The organism is Microbacterium bovistercoris (genome assembly GCF_003387575.1).
Classification (GTDB): Bacteria; Actinomycetota; Actinomycetes; order Actinomycetales; family Microbacteriaceae; genus Microbacterium; species Microbacterium bovistercoris.
The window spans coordinates 84144-99059 of the sequence record NZ_QUAB01000044.1 but is presented as its reverse complement, the minus strand read 5'-3'; the positions used below and the strand labels follow the sequence as shown (position 1 = coordinate 99059).

At 70.0% G+C, this 14916-nt stretch carries 15 protein-coding genes and 1 pseudogene; 9 read left to right on the top strand and 7 right to left on the bottom strand.

Features of this window, described 5'->3' with window-relative positions:
- Positions 1–18 precede the first annotated feature (18 nt).
- The 6 genes from thrC (at position 19) to DY023_RS12025 (ending at position 6632) form a co-directional block, all read left to right on the top strand.
- Entirely contained in the window at positions 19–1422 is a 1404-nt protein-coding gene (thrC, locus tag DY023_RS12050) for a threonine synthase (RefSeq protein WP_116242580.1), read from the top strand.
- 204 nt (positions 1423–1626) lie between these two features.
- Entirely contained in the window at positions 1627–1794 is a 168-nt protein-coding gene (locus DY023_RS18065; RefSeq protein ID WP_181905834.1) for a hypothetical protein, read from the top strand.
- Position 1795: 1 nt separating this feature from the next.
- On the top strand, positions 1796–3469 hold the full coding sequence (locus DY023_RS12040) for an FAD-dependent oxidoreductase (protein ID WP_116242578.1): 1674 nt from the start codon (positions 1796–1798) through the stop codon (positions 3467–3469).
- The gene (locus DY023_RS12035) at positions 3466–3744 is read left to right on the top strand and encodes a metal-sensitive transcriptional regulator (RefSeq protein ID WP_116242577.1); all 279 of its coding nucleotides are present in this window, start codon (positions 3466–3468) and stop codon (positions 3742–3744) included. The genes DY023_RS12040 and DY023_RS12035 overlap by 4 nt, the downstream gene beginning before the upstream one ends.
- Before the next feature lie 32 nt (positions 3745–3776).
- Positions 3777–5117 (top strand): M20/M25/M40 family metallo-hydrolase, encoded by a 1341-nt coding sequence (locus DY023_RS12030; protein ID WP_116242576.1) that lies wholly within the window; start codon positions 3777–3779, stop codon positions 5115–5117.
- A 42-nt stretch (positions 5118–5159) separates the two neighbouring features.
- Positions 5160–6632, top strand: coding sequence for an MFS transporter (locus DY023_RS12025; protein ID WP_116242575.1), 1473 nt, complete (start codon positions 5160–5162; stop codon positions 6630–6632).
- Between the two features lie 16 nt (positions 6633–6648).
- Here the strand turns inward: DY023_RS12025 and DY023_RS12020 are convergent.
- The 3 genes and pseudogenes from DY023_RS12020 to DY023_RS12010 all read right to left on the bottom strand — a co-directional run bounded on the left by DY023_RS12020 (position 6649) and on the right by DY023_RS12010 (position 8944).
- A pseudogene (locus DY023_RS12020) lies at positions 6649–7817 on the bottom strand (RtcB family protein).
- A 275-nt stretch (positions 7818–8092) separates the two neighbouring features.
- Entirely contained in the window at positions 8093–8500 is a 408-nt protein-coding gene (locus DY023_RS12015) for a VOC family protein (RefSeq protein WP_116242574.1), read from the bottom strand.
- Positions 8501–8536: 36 nt separating this feature from the next.
- Positions 8537–8944, bottom strand: a complete 408-nt coding sequence (locus DY023_RS12010) for a VOC family protein (protein ID WP_116242648.1) — start codon at positions 8942–8944, stop codon at positions 8537–8539.
- Between the two features lie 53 nt (positions 8945–8997).
- Here DY023_RS12010 and DY023_RS12005 point away from each other — a divergent pair, with 53 nt between their 5' ends.
- Entirely contained in the window at positions 8998–9678 is a 681-nt protein-coding gene (locus DY023_RS12005) for an HAD family hydrolase (RefSeq protein ID WP_116242573.1), read from the top strand.
- Here the strand turns inward: DY023_RS12005 and DY023_RS12000 are convergent, their stop codons facing one another.
- The 4 genes from DY023_RS12000 to DY023_RS11985 form a co-directional block, all read right to left on the bottom strand.
- Complete coding sequence (locus DY023_RS12000; RefSeq protein ID WP_116242572.1) at positions 9679–10095, bottom strand: VOC family protein; 417 nt, start codon at positions 10093–10095, stop codon at positions 9679–9681.
- Positions 10096–10177: 82 nt separating this feature from the next.
- Positions 10178–10924, bottom strand: a complete 747-nt coding sequence (erm, locus tag DY023_RS11995) for a 23S ribosomal RNA methyltransferase Erm (RefSeq protein ID WP_116242571.1) — start codon at positions 10922–10924, stop codon at positions 10178–10180.
- A 214-nt stretch (positions 10925–11138) separates the two neighbouring features.
- Positions 11139–11948, bottom strand: a complete 810-nt coding sequence (locus DY023_RS11990) for an acyl-CoA thioester hydrolase/BAAT C-terminal domain-containing protein (RefSeq protein ID WP_220347302.1) — start codon at positions 11946–11948, stop codon at positions 11139–11141.
- A gap of 25 nt (positions 11949–11973) precedes the next feature.
- On the bottom strand, positions 11974–12750 hold the full coding sequence (locus DY023_RS11985; protein WP_116242570.1) for a siderophore-interacting protein: 777 nt from the start codon (positions 12748–12750) through the stop codon (positions 11974–11976).
- A gap of 110 nt (positions 12751–12860) precedes the next feature.
- Here DY023_RS11985 and DY023_RS11980 point away from each other — a divergent pair, with 110 nt between their 5' ends.
- Positions 12861–13853: a siderophore ABC transporter substrate-binding protein gene (locus DY023_RS11980; RefSeq protein ID WP_116242569.1), complete on the top strand. Its 993-nt coding sequence runs from the start codon at positions 12861–12863 to the stop codon at positions 13851–13853.
- Between the two features lie 55 nt (positions 13854–13908).
- Positions 13909–14898, top strand: a complete 990-nt coding sequence (locus tag DY023_RS11975; RefSeq protein WP_116242568.1) for an ABC transporter permease — start codon at positions 13909–13911, stop codon at positions 14896–14898.
- The last annotated feature ends 18 nt before the right edge of the window (positions 14899–14916 follow it).

Genomic DNA, 14916 nt, shown 5'->3' with positions numbered 1-14916 from the left:
CGACCCCGAGGAGTCCCCGTGCAGTTCATCTCCACCCGCGGCGGCATGACGCCGCTGCCGTACTCCGAGACGCTGCTCGAGGGCCTGGCCACCGACGGCGGACTCGCCGTCCCCGAGGAGCTGCCGCACGTGGATGCCGGCACGCTGGCCTCCTGGCGCCGGCTCTCGTACCCCGAACTCGCCACCGAGGTGCTCGGCCTGTTCGCCACCGACATCCCGCGGGAGGACCTGGCGCGCATGACCGCTGCCGCCTATGCGGACTTCCCCGCCGACGTCGTGCCGCTGCGCCCGATCGACGGCGGTCTCACGCTCGTCGGTCTCAGCGAAGGCCCGACCCTGGCGTTCAAGGACATGGCGATGCAGTTCCTCGGCCAGGTCATGGAGTACGTGCTGGAGCGCAAGGACGGCGTGCTGAACATCGTGGGCGCGACCTCCGGCGACACCGGCTCCGCAGCCGAGCACGCGTTGCGCGGCAAGGAGCGCGTCGCCGTGTTCATGCTCTCGCCGCAGGGCCGGATGAGTGCCTTTCAGCGCGCGCAGATGTACTCGCTCGCCGACGAGAACGTGCACAACATCGCCATCGAGGGCGTGTTCGACGACTGCCAGAACCTGGTGAAGGCGCTCGCCGGCGATGTGCCGTTCAAGCGCACCTGGAGCCTCGGCGCGGTCAACTCGATCAACCTCGCGCGCATCACTGCGCAGGTCGTCTACTACTTCTGGGCCTGGCTGCGCGCGACCGACGCGATGGGCCCGACCGAGGTCTCGTTCACGGTGCCCTCTGGCAACTTCGGCAACATCCTGTCCGGCTTCTGGGCGAAGCGGATGGGCCTGCCGGTGCGCCGACTCGTGCTCGCCGCCAACGAGAACAACGTGCTCGACGAGTTCTTCCGCACCGGTGTGTACCGGCCGCGGTCGGCCGCCGACACGCTCGCCACGTCGAGCCCGTCGATGGACATCTCGAAGGCGTCGAACCTGGAGCGGTTCATCTACGCCGTCGTCGGCCGCGACGCCTCACGTGTGGTCGATCTCTGGGCCGACCTCGACCGCCAGGGCTTCTTCGATCTCTCCGCCGAGCAGCCGCGTTTCGAGAGCGAGTTCGGCATCGTCAGCGGAACCTCCACCCACGCCGACCGGTTGGAGACCATCAAGGCCGTCCACGACGCGACCGGCGAGATCATCGATCCGCACACCGCCGACGGCGTGCGCATCGCTCGCGAGCACGTCGAGGACGGCGTGCCGATGCTCGTGCTCGAGACCGCGAAGCCGCAGAAGTTCGCTGAGACCATCGCCGAGGCGATCGGGGTCGAGCTGGACTACTCGCCCGAGCTGCAGGAGATGCTGCGCGCCCCGCAGCACGTCACCGAGCTCCCCGACGACGAGCAGGCGCTGCGCGCGTTCATCGAGGCCAACGCGCTGCGCTGACCGGCATCCGCCCCTCGGGCTCCTGAGCGAGGAGCGCCGGCGACGAGACGAAGGACGCCCTTCGTCTCGCTCCTTCGTCGCTCGCTCAGGGTCCGGATGCCCTTCACCAGGGGGGCGAGTCCCGGCTCCTGAACGCGGTGCGCCAGCGACGAGACGAAGGGCGTTCAGCATACCCCCAGGGGTATGACTGATACCCTCGGGGGTATGTGTAGAGCAGTGACGTGCAAGACATGCGGGAAGACGACGTGGGCCGGATGCGGCCAGCACGTCGACAGCGTGAAGAAGACCGTGCCCGCGGGCCAGTGGTGCCCGGGGCACGACGACGAGCCGGCCGCGCCCGGATTCTTCGGCAAGCTCTTCGGGTGGGGCTGACATGCGGGTGATCATCGTCGGCGGCGTCGCGGGCGGGATGTCGGCCGCGACTCGGCTGCGCCGGCTCGACGAGAGCGCCGAGATCGTCGTGATCGAGCAGGGCGACTACGTCAGCTTCGCGAACTGCGGGCTGCCGTACTACGTGGGCGGCGTCATCGCCGACCGGCAGTCGCTGCTGCTGCAGACGCCGGAGTCGCTGCGCGCGCGCTTCGACCTGGACGTGCGCACCGGGACCGAGGTCGTGTCGATCGACCGCGACGCCCAGACGGTCGAAGTGCGCGACGTGCGCACCGGCGCGGTCTCGAGCGAGGCCTACGACCACCTGATCATCGCCACCGGCGCCGCACCGGCGGGCGCCTTCGAGGCCGCCGCCTGCGGACCCGCGGTCGCGACGCTGCGCACGATCGACGACATCGACCGCATCGCTGCCGTGCTCGACGGGCTGCCCGGCGGAACCACCGGCTCGGCGGTCGTCGCCGGCGGCGGCTTCATCGGGCTCGAGGCCGTCGACAACCTCGTGCGCCGCGGACTCGAGGTCACGCTCGTGCAGCACGGCGCGCATCCGCTCAGCCCGCTCGACCCTGAGATGGCCGCGGTCGTCGTCGACGAGCTGCGCGCGCACGGCGTCGACCTGCGCACCCGCACCGCGGTGGAATCCATCGACGCCGACGGCGTCCATCTCGACGACGGAGGCACGATCGCCGCCGACATCGTCATCGACGCCAGGGGCGTCCGCCCCGCGGCGTCCCTGCTCACGGCTGCCGGACTCGAGCCGGGCGCGACCGGGGGGATCCCCGTCGACGGGCACCAGCGCACCGCCGACCCGCGGATCCTCGCCGTCGGCGACGCCGCCGAGAAGATCGACGCCGTCTCCGGCGAGCCCACGCTGGTCACGATGGCCGGCCTCGCCAACAGGCACGGCCGCATCGCGGCCGACGTGATCGCCGCGGAGGAGGGACTCTTCGATCGGATGCCGGACGAGAGCGAGCCCGCCGCGGGTGTCGCCATCATCGGCGTCTTCGACCTCGCCGTGGCAATGGTGGGCTGGAGCGAGCGCCGCCTGATCGCTGCGGGACGCCCGCACCGCGTCATCCACGCGCACCCGACCGACCACGCCGGGTACTACCCGGGTGCGGAGCGCCTGACGATGAAGCTGCTGGTGGATCCGTCCACCGACCGCATCCTCGGCGCGCAGGTGATCGGGCGCCGAGGCGCCGACCGCCGGATCGACGTGATCGCGACCGCCATGCAGGCGGGGCTCACGGCGTCGCAGCTCAGCCGCCTCGAGCTCGCCTACGCCCCGCAGTACGGTTCGGCGAAGGACCCGGTGAACATGCTCGGCTACATCGCCGACAACAACGCCACCGGACTGACCCACTCGATCCAGTGGCACGAGCTGTACGAGGCGCAGGCGGCGGGCGCGATCCTGATCGACGTGCGCTCGGCGGCGGAGTATGACGCGGGGTCGATCCCCGGCAGCGTGCACATCCCGGTCGACGACCTGCGCACCGCGGACCTGCCGGAGGGCGACCTGATCGTGCACTGCCAGGTCGGTCAGCGCGGTCACACCGCGGCTCGACTGCTCGCGCAGCGCGGCCGCCGGGTGCGCAATCTCGACGGCGGCTACCTCACCTGGAGCGCCGGAGTACGGATGACGACGAAGGAGTTCGCATGACTGTGACGGATCCGGCCGACGCCGACCTGAAGGCCGCGCTGAACCGGTTGAAGCGTGCGCGCGGCCAGCTGACCGGCGTGATCGACGCGATGGAGTCCGGTGCCGAGTGCCGCGACGTCGTCATCCAGCTCGCGGCGGTCGGCAAGGCGATCGACCGCGCCGGCTTCGCCGTCATCAGCACCGCGCTGCGCACCTGCGTGACGGATGCTGCCGACGCCGGCGAGGATGCCCCGGACCTCGCCGAGCTGGAGAAGCTCTTCCTCACCCTCGCGTGAAGCACGAGTGGGGCGGGACGTACGATGGCCAGATGCCCGAAGTCCTGCCCCGCCCCGGCATCGAGGACCGCCTCTCCCGGATGATCCAGCTGCCGACCGTGTCGGCCGAACTCGACCGCCGCGGCGTCGAGCCCTTCGAGGCCTTCGTCGCCCTGCTCGCCGAGTTGTACCCGCTCACGCACGAGCACCTCACGCTCGAGCGCCACACCGAGTTCGGGCTGCTCTTCCACTGGAAAGGCCGTGCCGAGGCGTCCGATGGACCGCTCGTGCTCATGGCGCACTACGACGTCGTGCCGGTCGACGAGACCGACCCGTGGACCTATCCGCCCTTCGAAGGGCGGATCGCCGGCGGTTCGGTCTACGGCCGGGGTGCCCTCGACGACAAGGGGCCGCTGATCGTGGTGATCGAGGCCGTCGAGAACCTGCTCGCCGCGGGCTTCACGCCCGCCCGGGATGTGTACCTGTCGTTCGGCGGCAATGAGGAGACCTACGGCACGGCGGCGCAGGCGATCGCCGCGGCCTTCCAGCAGCGCGGGATCGTGCCGTGGCTGGTGGTCGACGAGGGCGGCGCCGTCGTCGACGCCCCGCTGCCGTTCGTGCCGGGCAGCGCTGCGATGATCGGCGTCGGGGAGAAGGGCATCGCCACGATCGAACTGTCCGCCCGCGGCGACGGCGGACACGCCTCCACCCCGCCGCCGGTCACCGCCGTGCGCCGGGTCGCGCGTGCGGTCGACAGGCTGGGCCCGTCGACGTTCCGCGCGCGCACGCCGAAGGCGGTGAGCCGGATGCTGGGTCAGCTGGCCGGATCGGCCAAGGGCCCCGCCCGGCTGCTGCTGCGCGCCCTCGCCGCCACCCCGTGGCTCACCGCTCGTGTCTTCGCCGCTCTCGGCGGCGAGCCCGCCGCCCTCGTACGCACCACGGTCGCCGCGACCATGCAGTCCGGCGGCACCGCCGCGAACGTCATCCCCTCGCAGGCATCCGCGACGCTCAACTTGCGCATCGCGCTGGGCGAGACGACCGCGCAGGCCGCCGACCGGGTGCGCCGTCGGGTCGCCGACAAGCAGGTGACCGTGCGTCTCGTCGACGCGAGCGAGCCCTCACCGGAGTCCCGCACCGACACCCCCGCGTTCGGTCTGCTCGAGCAGGCACTCGCGGTCTCGCACCCCGGCATCCCGGCCGTGCCGTACGTGATGATGGCGGCGACCGACTCGCGGCACTTCCACCGGTTCTCGCCCTCGGTGTTCCGATTCGCGCCCCTGGAGATGTCGAGCGCGCAGCGCGCGGCGATCCACGGCGTCGACGAGAGCGTCGAGATCGAGGCCCTCGAGTGCGGGGAGCGATTCCACCGCGCGCTCATCGAGGGGTTACAGTAGAGCGCCCTACCCGAGGGCCACTTTCTTTCCCGAGGAGGCGCGATGTCGCGCACCAAGACTCTCGGCGCGCTCGCGACCGTGGTCGGCTTCCTGGCTTTCGTCGAGTTCACCAGCGGCGTCATCCAGGGGTACTACACGCCGATGCTGTCGGACATCGCCCGGAATCTGGGCATCCACGACGCCGACGTGAACTGGCTCGAGGGCGCGCAGTTGATGCTTTCGGCGCTCGTCGTTCCAGCGTTCGCGAAGCTCGGCGACATGGTCGGCCACAAGCGGATGCTGCTGATCTCGACCGCGCTGACGGCCGCTGCGGCGCTGGTGCTGCCCTTCACCGACTCGTTCCCCGTGTTCCTGGCGGCCTGGGCGCTGATGGGCTTCTACACGGTGTGGCTGCCGCTCGAGATCGCCCTGATCTGGTCGCGCTCGCGCCGGATGGATGCCCGCTCTGCGATCACCGCGCGTGCCGCAGGCCTGCTCGTCGCGGCGCTGGAGACCGGCGCGATCATCGGCGCCCTCGTCGGCGGCGCGCTCGTCGACGCCCTCCCTCTGACGGTGGTGCTGCTCGTTCCTGCACTGATGGTGGTGCTGTGCTTCTTCGTGATCCTGTTCGGGGTCAAGGAGTCGCCCGAGCCGACCGGCGGCATCTTCGACACCGTCGGCCTGGTGCTGATCTCCCTTGCACTGGTGGCGTTCACCGGCGGCCTCGGCCTGCTGCGCCTCGACGGTGGGCTGGTGAACCCGTGGTCGTGGGCCGTCGTGCTGCTGGGGCTCGTGCTGGTCGTGCCGTTCGTGCTCTGGGAGCTGCGGCACGAGGACCCGATCATCGACGTGCGGATGTTCCGTTCGCCGGCCCTCGGTCCGGTCTTCCTCACCGCCGGGCTGTTCGGTGTCAGCGTGCTCGGCGCGCAGGCGCCCCTGTCGACCTTCGCCCGCACCGACCCGACGGTGTACGGCTACGGCCTCGGCACGACCGGCTTCGCGACCTCGCTGCTGATCGGGGTCTACCTGATCGCGATGATCGTCGGTGCGCTGCTGTTCCCGATGATCGCCCGTCGCCTCACGCCGCGCGTCACCCTGATCGGGGCATCCGTGCTGGTCGGCGTCGGCTTCCTGCTGTTTCTGCCGCTGCATGCGACCTACGTCCAGGTCGTGACGAACATGGTCGTGGTGGGCCTCGGCTCCGGCGCCCTCGTCGCGGCGCTGCCCGCCGCTGCGGCTTCGGCCGCGCCGGCGAGCCAGACCGGCGTCGCCACCGGCCTGACCAACTCGGTGAAGACCGTCGGCGGTGCGATGGCCTCCTGCGTGTTCGGCATCGCGCTGCTGCACGGTGCCGTCGAAACCAGTGTGGTGGCCGGCGGCGCCGAGGGCACTGCCGGATCCTTCGCCGGCTACGTGACGGTGTGGGTGGTGTGCGGTGCGACGGCGCTCGCCGCGGCCGTGATCCTCTGCTTCGTGCCGAAGCAGGCGTTCACCGACCGCGCCGAGGCCGAGGCATCCGAGCCCGTCCTGAACTGACGGACCCGGATGCCGCTCAGTCGCCCTTCACGTTGACGAGCTGCCGCAGGGTGTGCCTGATGCGCACCAGGTCGGACGCGTCGGCCATCACCGTGTCGATCGGCTTGTAGGCCTGCGGGATCTCGTCGATGAAGGCGTCCGTGTCACGGAACTCGATGCCGGTCATCGCCTCCCGCAGCTGCTCGTGCGTGAACGTGCGCCGCGCCGCAGACCGGGAGTACTCCCGGCCCGCACCGTGCGGCGAGGAGTTCAGCGACTGCGGGTCGCCGAGTCCCTCCACCACGTACGAGGCGGTGCCCATGGAGCCGGGGATGAGCCCAGGACGCCGGCGTCGGCCTGGATCGCGCCCTTCCGCGACACCCAGACCTGCTTGCCGTAGTGCTTCTCCGACTCGGTGAAGTTGTGGTGGCAGTTGATCCGCTCCTGCTCGTCCACCGGGGTGCCGACGAACTCCGACACCTGCCGCACCACCCGGTCCATCATCTCCTCCCGGTTCAGCAGTGCGAACCGCTGCGCCCACCGCAGTTCCCGGATGTACCGGGTGAACTCCGGGGTGCCCTCGACCAGGTAGGCCAGGTCGGGGTCGGGCAGGTCGATCCACCACTGCTTCGCGAGCCGCTGCGCGACCGCGATGTGGTGCGTGGCGATCCTGTTTCCCACACCCCGCGAACCGGAATGCAGGAACAGCCAGATCCGGCCGAGCTCGTCGGTAGACACCTCGATGAAGTGGTTGCCGGAGCCGAGCGTGCCCAGCTGCAGCCGCCAGTTTCCCGCGTACGACTCGGGGTCGAACCCGTTCTTCTCGGCGAGGCTCTCCAGCTCCGCGATCCGCGGCTCGGCGGTGGCGACCACCTTGCGGTTGTACCGGCCGGCCGAGAGCGGGACGGCCCGCTCGATCGCCTCCCGCAGCGGGGCGAGGTCGCGCTGGGCGAACTCGTCCACGGTGAACTGCGTGCGGACGGCGATCATGCCGCAGCCGATGTCGACGCCGACGGCGGCGGGGATGATCGCGCCCAGGGTCGGGATCACCGATCCGACGGTCGCCCCCTTGCCGAGGTGCGCATCCGGCATCAGCGCCAGGTGCGGGTGGATGAACGGCATGCGCGCCGTGGTCTTCGCCTGCTCGAGCGTCTTCTCGTCGATCAGCGAAGCCCATGACAGCAGCCGTGCGGAGAGCCTCTCCATGATTCCTTTCCTTCTGTGAGGTGTTCAGCCACAGGTCAGGGGAAGGTCATGAAAAAAGCCCCGGACCTGACGGTGCGGGGCGGGCGATCAGCGGATGCTGTCACACGGCGCGCGCCGGAGGGTACGACTCGTCGCGGTCATTGCGCTTCTGCTCGTTCTGAGCAAAGGCAAGGACCGTGGGAAGGGCGCGCAGTGCGGTCATTCCGTCGTCTCCTCGGCTGGATGCTGCGCCGGTCGGCACAGCTTTGCCACAGTAGGGGCCGGAGGCCCCGGAGTCAAGACTCCCGCGGCGGGTTGTGCATGAATTCGATGCGGATGCCGCTGTCGTCCTCGATGAACGACGCGTAGTAGCGGTCGTTGAAACGGGTGTAGATCTTCGGCTCGCGCACGACGCTCCAGCCGGCGTCGACGGCGACCCGGTGCAGCCGGTCGACCTCTTCGCGGGAGTCCATGGCGAAGGCGAGGTGCTGCCATCCGACGCGGCCGTGCAGGTGCGGGTCGGCGTCGTCGGCGTTCCGCGGGGCGAACACGATGATCTCGGTCTCGTCGTCCTTGTACCAGGCGGCCGAGTCGTCCTTCTGGCCCTCGTATTCGAAGCCGAGTGCGGTGAGTACGGCGTCGAACTGGGCGATGCCGCGGGGGAGGTCGACGACGGTCACGCCGAGGTGATCGAGAACAGGCACGCGGGACAGTCTGCCCTACGCCGGCGACCCGTCCGATCAGCCGTTCGTCGTGTGGCGCGGCGGGTTGTGCATGAACTCGAAGCGGATGCCGTTGTCGTCCTCGACGAACGACGCGTAATACCGCTCGGTGAACCGCGGGTACTCCTTCGGCTCGCGCACCGCCGTCCACCCGGCATCCATTGCGACCCGGTGCAGCCGGTCGACCTCTTCACGGGAGCCGACCGCGAACGCCATGTGCTGCCAGCCGACACGGCCGTGCACGTGCTGACCCTCTTCCCGGGCGGGGTAGAGCAGGATCTCGGGCTCATCGCTCTGCCGCCAGTACGCGTGATCGGGTGCGTTGTACGCGCGCGTGTAGCCGAGCGCGGTCAGCACCGGATCGAGCTGGTCGGATGCTCGCGGCACGTCCGCGACGGACAGGCCGAGGTGATCGAAGGTCGCCATGCCGACAGTCTTGCGGATGCCGCCGACATCGGCGAACACGGCAGACTGGGAGCATGCTCGCCCACCTCGCGCTGCGCGCCGCGATCTTCGACCTCGACGGCACGCTCACCGATCAGCGCGGCGCGCAGGATGCCGCGGCCGTGGAGTTCGCGGCCGAACTCGGCATCACAGACGACGGCGTCGTCGACCGATGGGACGAGATCGCGGAGAGGCACTACCGCCGGTACCAGGCCAGGGAGCTCGGCTTCGAGGAGCAGCGCCAGGTCCGTGTGCGGGAGTTCCTCGGCCGTGAGCTGTCCGACGACGAGGCATCCGAGATCTTCCGCACCGGGTACGGCCGTCGGTACGCGGAGCTGCTGCGCCGCTTCGACGACGCCGTGCCCGCACTGCAGCGGGCGCGGGACGCCGGACTGATCGTGGCGCTGCTCACGAACGGCGACCGCGCGCAGCAGCACGGCAAGATCGACCGTCTGGGGCTGGCCCCTCACCTCGACGTGATCGTCTGCTCCTCCGAGCTTCCGGCAGGCAAGCCCGATCCCCGCGCCTACGCCGCAGCACTGGAACGGGTCGGCGTCGCAGCCTCCGAAGCGGTCATGATCGGCGACTCGCTCGAGGCCGACGTGCACGGCGCGCTCGCCGCGGGGCTGCACGCCGTGCACCTCGTGCGCACGGGTGAGCGGATGCCCGACGTCACCGGCATCCGCTCGCTCGACGAACTGGTGTTCGCGGGCTGATCACTCTCCGGCGGCGTTCTCCGTGATCATCCAGGAGACCCCGTAGCGGTCGGTGATCATCCCGAACCTTCCGCCCCACGGCGCGCCCTCGAAGGGGATGTCGACGGCGCCGCCGTCGGCGAGTCCGTCCCAGATCGCCTGGGCGCGGGTGCCGTCGTCAGTGCTCATCGAGACCGAGATGCCCTGCGGCTCCTGGTACGCCATGCCGGCCGGGGTGTCGGAGCCGGCGAGCACCATGCCGTCTTCGGTCTCGAGCCAGGCGTGCATGATCTTGTTCGCGTCAGCGGAGTCCTGCGGCATCTCCGGGAACGACGAGAACTCGACGAGATCGAGCTTGCCGCCGAGCACCGACTGGTAGAACGTCATCGCCTCGCGAGCGTTGTCGCGGAACGACAGATACGGATTGAGAACGGCCATGGGTTCGCCTTCCGGGTTGGATGCCGGATGCCCGGCGCCGACCAGTATTCGCCGCCGCCGGAGCATCCGCAAGAGGCATCGCTCACTGTTCATCGAGCGCGCGCCACAGCGCCGCCCACTGCTCCGGTGTGAGGTCGCGCGGCAGCGCGTCGGGGGCGATCCCGGCGCGGCGAACGGCGCCGCGGCGACCGCCCCTGGCCCGCACGATCCGGTCGATGCCGCGCCCGCGGCCGGTGAACACGTCTCGAACGAATCGCTCGTATCCGCTCCGCTCCGACAGCGGCAGCAGCGGCGACCCGCGGCGGGTGATCGAGAGGATGCCGCCGTCCACCGAGGGCACCGGACGGAATCGGTGAGCCGCCACTCTGCCGTGCAGTTCGAACGAGAACCACGGCGCCGACTGCGCCGTCATAATGGTCGCCCCGCCGACTCCGGCGCGCTTGCGCGCGACCTCCCACTGCGTGAGCAAGATCGCGTGCTGCCAGTCGCGCTGACCGAGCAGGCGGCGCAGCAGCGGCGTCGTGATGTGGAACGGGATGTTGCCCACCACGACCGGACGGTCGTAGCGCGCGTACAGTGCATCCCCGTGCCGAACGTCGAGACCAGGGTGCCTCTGACGCAGCCTGCGCACCCGATGCTCGTCGATCTCGATCGCGCGCAGGTCGCGGCCGAGCGGGATCAGCTCGGCGGTGAGGGCGCCGTCACCCGGTCCGAGTTCGAGGATCGGGCCGTGGGTCGTGGCGACGAGGTCGCGGATGCTGTGGATGGTGGGCGTGTGGACGAGGAAGTTCTGGCCGAGTTCGTGCCGGCCGCCGTGAACGGAACGCATGGGTTGCTCCTGAAGGATCGGAGCACCCGGAAGGGACGCCGATCGGTGACCGGCCCGCGGGATGCGAGAGACCGCGCTTCCGGGTGCGGGAAGGCATCCGGAGACGGCGCGCGATGTGTGAGCGTCAGCGCGCCGTCAGGCGCGGCGCTCGCGAATCATCTGCTGGGGCGCGCCGAACTGCGCGCTCACGATCAAAGCTCCCATGCGGACGAGTCTAGGGGATCTCCAGCAGACGAAGTACCTCGGGCCAGGCCGCGGTGCCGAGAGCGGCATCGGCCTCGGGCGTTCCTCCACGCGCCATACGGACGCCACCGGCGGCGGGCTCCTCACCCGGCAGCAGCAGCCGGTGCCCGGCATCCGGGTGCGTCACGACGGTCGTGCGCAATCCGGCATCCGCTCGATCCCGTTCGATGCTGCGGGTGAAGTCGACGGCAGGCCACACCTGGTCGTCTCCGCCGGCGATCAACAGCACATCGCCTGCGACGTCCTCGACGCGGATGCGGGCGGCAGCAGCATCCTCGGGGAACCGCCGCATGCTCGAGGCGTACAGCGAGCGGTACGAGGGGGGATCCGAGTCCGGCGTCCAGTCCGGGTCGAAGCCGACCGCGGGCAGCGGCCGCGCGTCATGCGTCCAGTGCGACGACCATGTGCCGTCGGCAGCGCCGGCCCAGACCACCGACGACGGCGCGACGGCGATCACACCGCTGACGGGAACCAGGCTCGCTGTCGTCAGCGCCGCCTCCGCGCCGAACGACGTTCCGAAGATGACGACACGACCCGCCTCGTCCCTCAGCAGGTCGAGCTGCTCGGCAAAGAGCTCGATCGGCACTTCATGCGGAGCCGGTCGCTGACCTTCGCCGCCGAACCAGCGGATCGCCCTCACCCGTGCGCCGTGCGCGGCGAGCAGTTCGGCGCGCTCGACCTCGACGCGTCCGCTCGAGCCCGCGACCAGCAGCACCGCGGTCCCGGTCGGGTCCGCCGGGATCGCATCATGTCTGTCCTGCGGGGCGATCGGATGCGGCACGGGTCCAGCCTAGGCAGGCGACGGCTCAGTGCGGAGCGTGGTACTCGGCCTCGCCGCGCTTCCAGTACCCCTTCACGATCGCCTGCGCGACCGGGATGTCCCAGCGCTCCAGCAGGGCACGGCCCGGCTTGACGATCGCCTGCTCGGCGGCGATGAACACGAACGCGTCAGCACCGGGCCGATCCGCGGCGCTCAGCGCGTCGAGGAAGGCGATCAGCGCGGAACCTGCGGGCGCGTCTTCGCGGTGCAGCCACTCGACCGCGACGGGTGCATCGATCCAGATCTCGTCGGCCGCCGACTTCACCTCGATCACGATGCGTGCGGGAGCATCCGAGGGCAGCGTTCTCGCGAACCGGCGGATCGCCGGAATCGCGGTCTCGTCGCCGACCAGCATCCAGGCATCCGGGGTGCCCTCGATCAGCTGCGAGCCGCGCGGGCCGCCGACGCCGATCGTCGCTCCGAGTGGTGCGGTCACGGCCCAGGGGGCCGCGACGCCCTCGTCACCGTGCACGGCGAACTCGACCTCGAGCCAGTCGTCGCCCCAGTTCAGCGGCGTGTATTCGCGGCTCGGAGCGGCGCGCATCTCCGAGGCGTCGGAGACCGGGCCGGAGGGGAAGAACAGCCGCATGTGGTCGTCGCAACCGGGGGAGTCGAACCCTTCGAGGTCGCTGCCGGAGAGGCGCACCCGCACGTAGTCGGGAGCGATCCGCTCGCGTGCGGTGAGGGCGACGGAGCGGAAACGCAGGTCGAGTCCGCGGCGCTCGAGACGGAATCCGGGCGATTTGACGATCGGGGAGGTCATGCTGCTACCTTAGCCGAGTCAGGTAAGGCTTACCTATCTTGATTTGCCGCCCGGCCCTCGCGTGACCCTACGACGGTCCGCACTCATCGCACCAGAACAGGAGTACCTCCATGCCCGTGCCCCGAATTCTCGCCGTCACCGGACTGACCGCTGCCGCCCTGCTCGCGGTCACCGGCTGCGCCTCCGAGAAGCCCGCCGCCGAACAGGAGACTCCCGCCGCACCGGCATCCGTCACGATCGAGGACAACACCGGCAGCCACGAGATCGCCACGCCGCCGGCCTCCGTCGTCGCGACCGACAACCGCACCTTCCAGACCCTCGACGAGTGGGGCATCGAGCTCTCCGCCGCCGCAGTGTCGCTGATGCCCGAGACCGTCTCGTACAAGACCCAGGAGGGCCTCGTCGACCTCGGCACGCATCGCGAGCCGAACCTCGAACTCGTCGTCGCGGCCGAGCCCGACCTGATCATCAACGGCCAGCGCTTCACCCAGCACGGCGAGGCGATGGCCGCGCTCGTGCCGGACGCCACGATCATCGACCTCGAGCCGCGCGAGGGTGAGGCCTTCGACGACGAGCTCAAGCGTCAGACCACGGCCCTCGGTGAGATCTTCGCGAAGCAGGCCGAGGCGAAGAAGCTGGGCGACAAGCTCGACGCGTCCATCGAGAAGGCCAAGGACGCCTACGAAGAGGGTGACACCGTCATGGCCGTCACCACCTCGGGCGGGCAGATCGGGTACGTGGCGCCGAAGGTCGGCCGCACCCTGGGCCCGGTGTTCGACATCCTGGACCTGACCCCCGCGCTCAAGGTCGAGGGCGCCACCGACGACCACCAGGGCGACGACATCTCGGTCGAGGCGATCGCGAAGGCGAACCCCGACTGGATCCTCGTGATGGACCGCGACGCCGTCTTCGCCGCCGAGGAGCCGGAGTACGTGCAGGCAGCCCAGATCATCGAGAACTCCGAGGCGCTGAAGGGCGTCACCGCCGTGAAGGACGCGCAGATCGTCTACATGCCCGTCGACACGTACCTGAACGAGGGCATCCAGACCTACACGACCTTCTTCAACGACTTCGCGAAGGCGCTGGAGAAGGCGAAGGCCTGATTCACCGACCGGTGCCGCGGCTCTTCGGATGCCGTGGCACCGCTCCTCCCGCACCATGACGACCCTCACCGCACCACCGCCCACCCGCACCACCCGCGGGCGGCTCTTCGACCCCGCCCTGCTGATCGGCATCCTCGTCGTCGCCGTGCTGCTGGCGCTCTCACTGTTCACCGGCGTCTACGACGTCGCAGGCGCCGAGGACGGCGCAGAGATGTTCGCGATCACGCGCATCCCGCGCACGATCGCCCTCGTGCTGGCCGGCGCCGCGATGGCGATGTGCGGTCTGGTGATGCAGCTGCTCACCCAGAACCGCTTCGTCGAACCGACCACCACCGGCACGACGGAGTGGGCGGGCCTCGGCCTGCTCGCGGTGATGATCCTCATGCCCGGCGCGCCGATCGCGCTGCGGATGGCCGGAGCCGTGCTCGCCGCCTTCATCGGGACCATGGTGTTCTTCCTGTTCCTGCGGCGGGTGTCGCTGCGATCCTCACTGATCGTGCCGATCGTCGGCATCATGCTCGGAGCCGTGGTCGGCGCGCTGTCGACGTACATCGCACTGCAGACCAACACCCTGCAGAACCTCGGAGTGTGGTTCGCGGGGAGCTTCACCTCGGTGCTGCGCGGGCAGTACGAACTGCTCTGGATCGTCGCTCTCGTCGGCGCCGCGGTGTTCGTCGCGGCCGACCGCTTCACGGTCGCCGGGCTCGGGCAGGAGGTCGCGACGTCCGTCGGTCTGAACCACGGTCGCATCGTGCTGCTCGGCACCGTGCTCATCGCGATCGCGACCGGCGTGGTCACCGTGGTCGTCGGCAACCTGCCGTTCCTCGGGCTCATCGTGCCGAACATCGTCTCGATGATCCGCGGCGACGACCTCCGCAGCAATCTGCCGTGGGTGTGCGTGCTGGGCATCGGCATCGTCACCCTCTGCGACCTCGTCGGCCGCACCGTCATCCGTCCGTTCGAGGTGCCGGTCTCGCTGATCCTCGGCGTGGTCGGCGCGGCGGTCTTCGTGGTTCTGCTCCTGAGGCAGCGTCGCCGTGCTTAGGCCGGTCCTCTCCGAGCG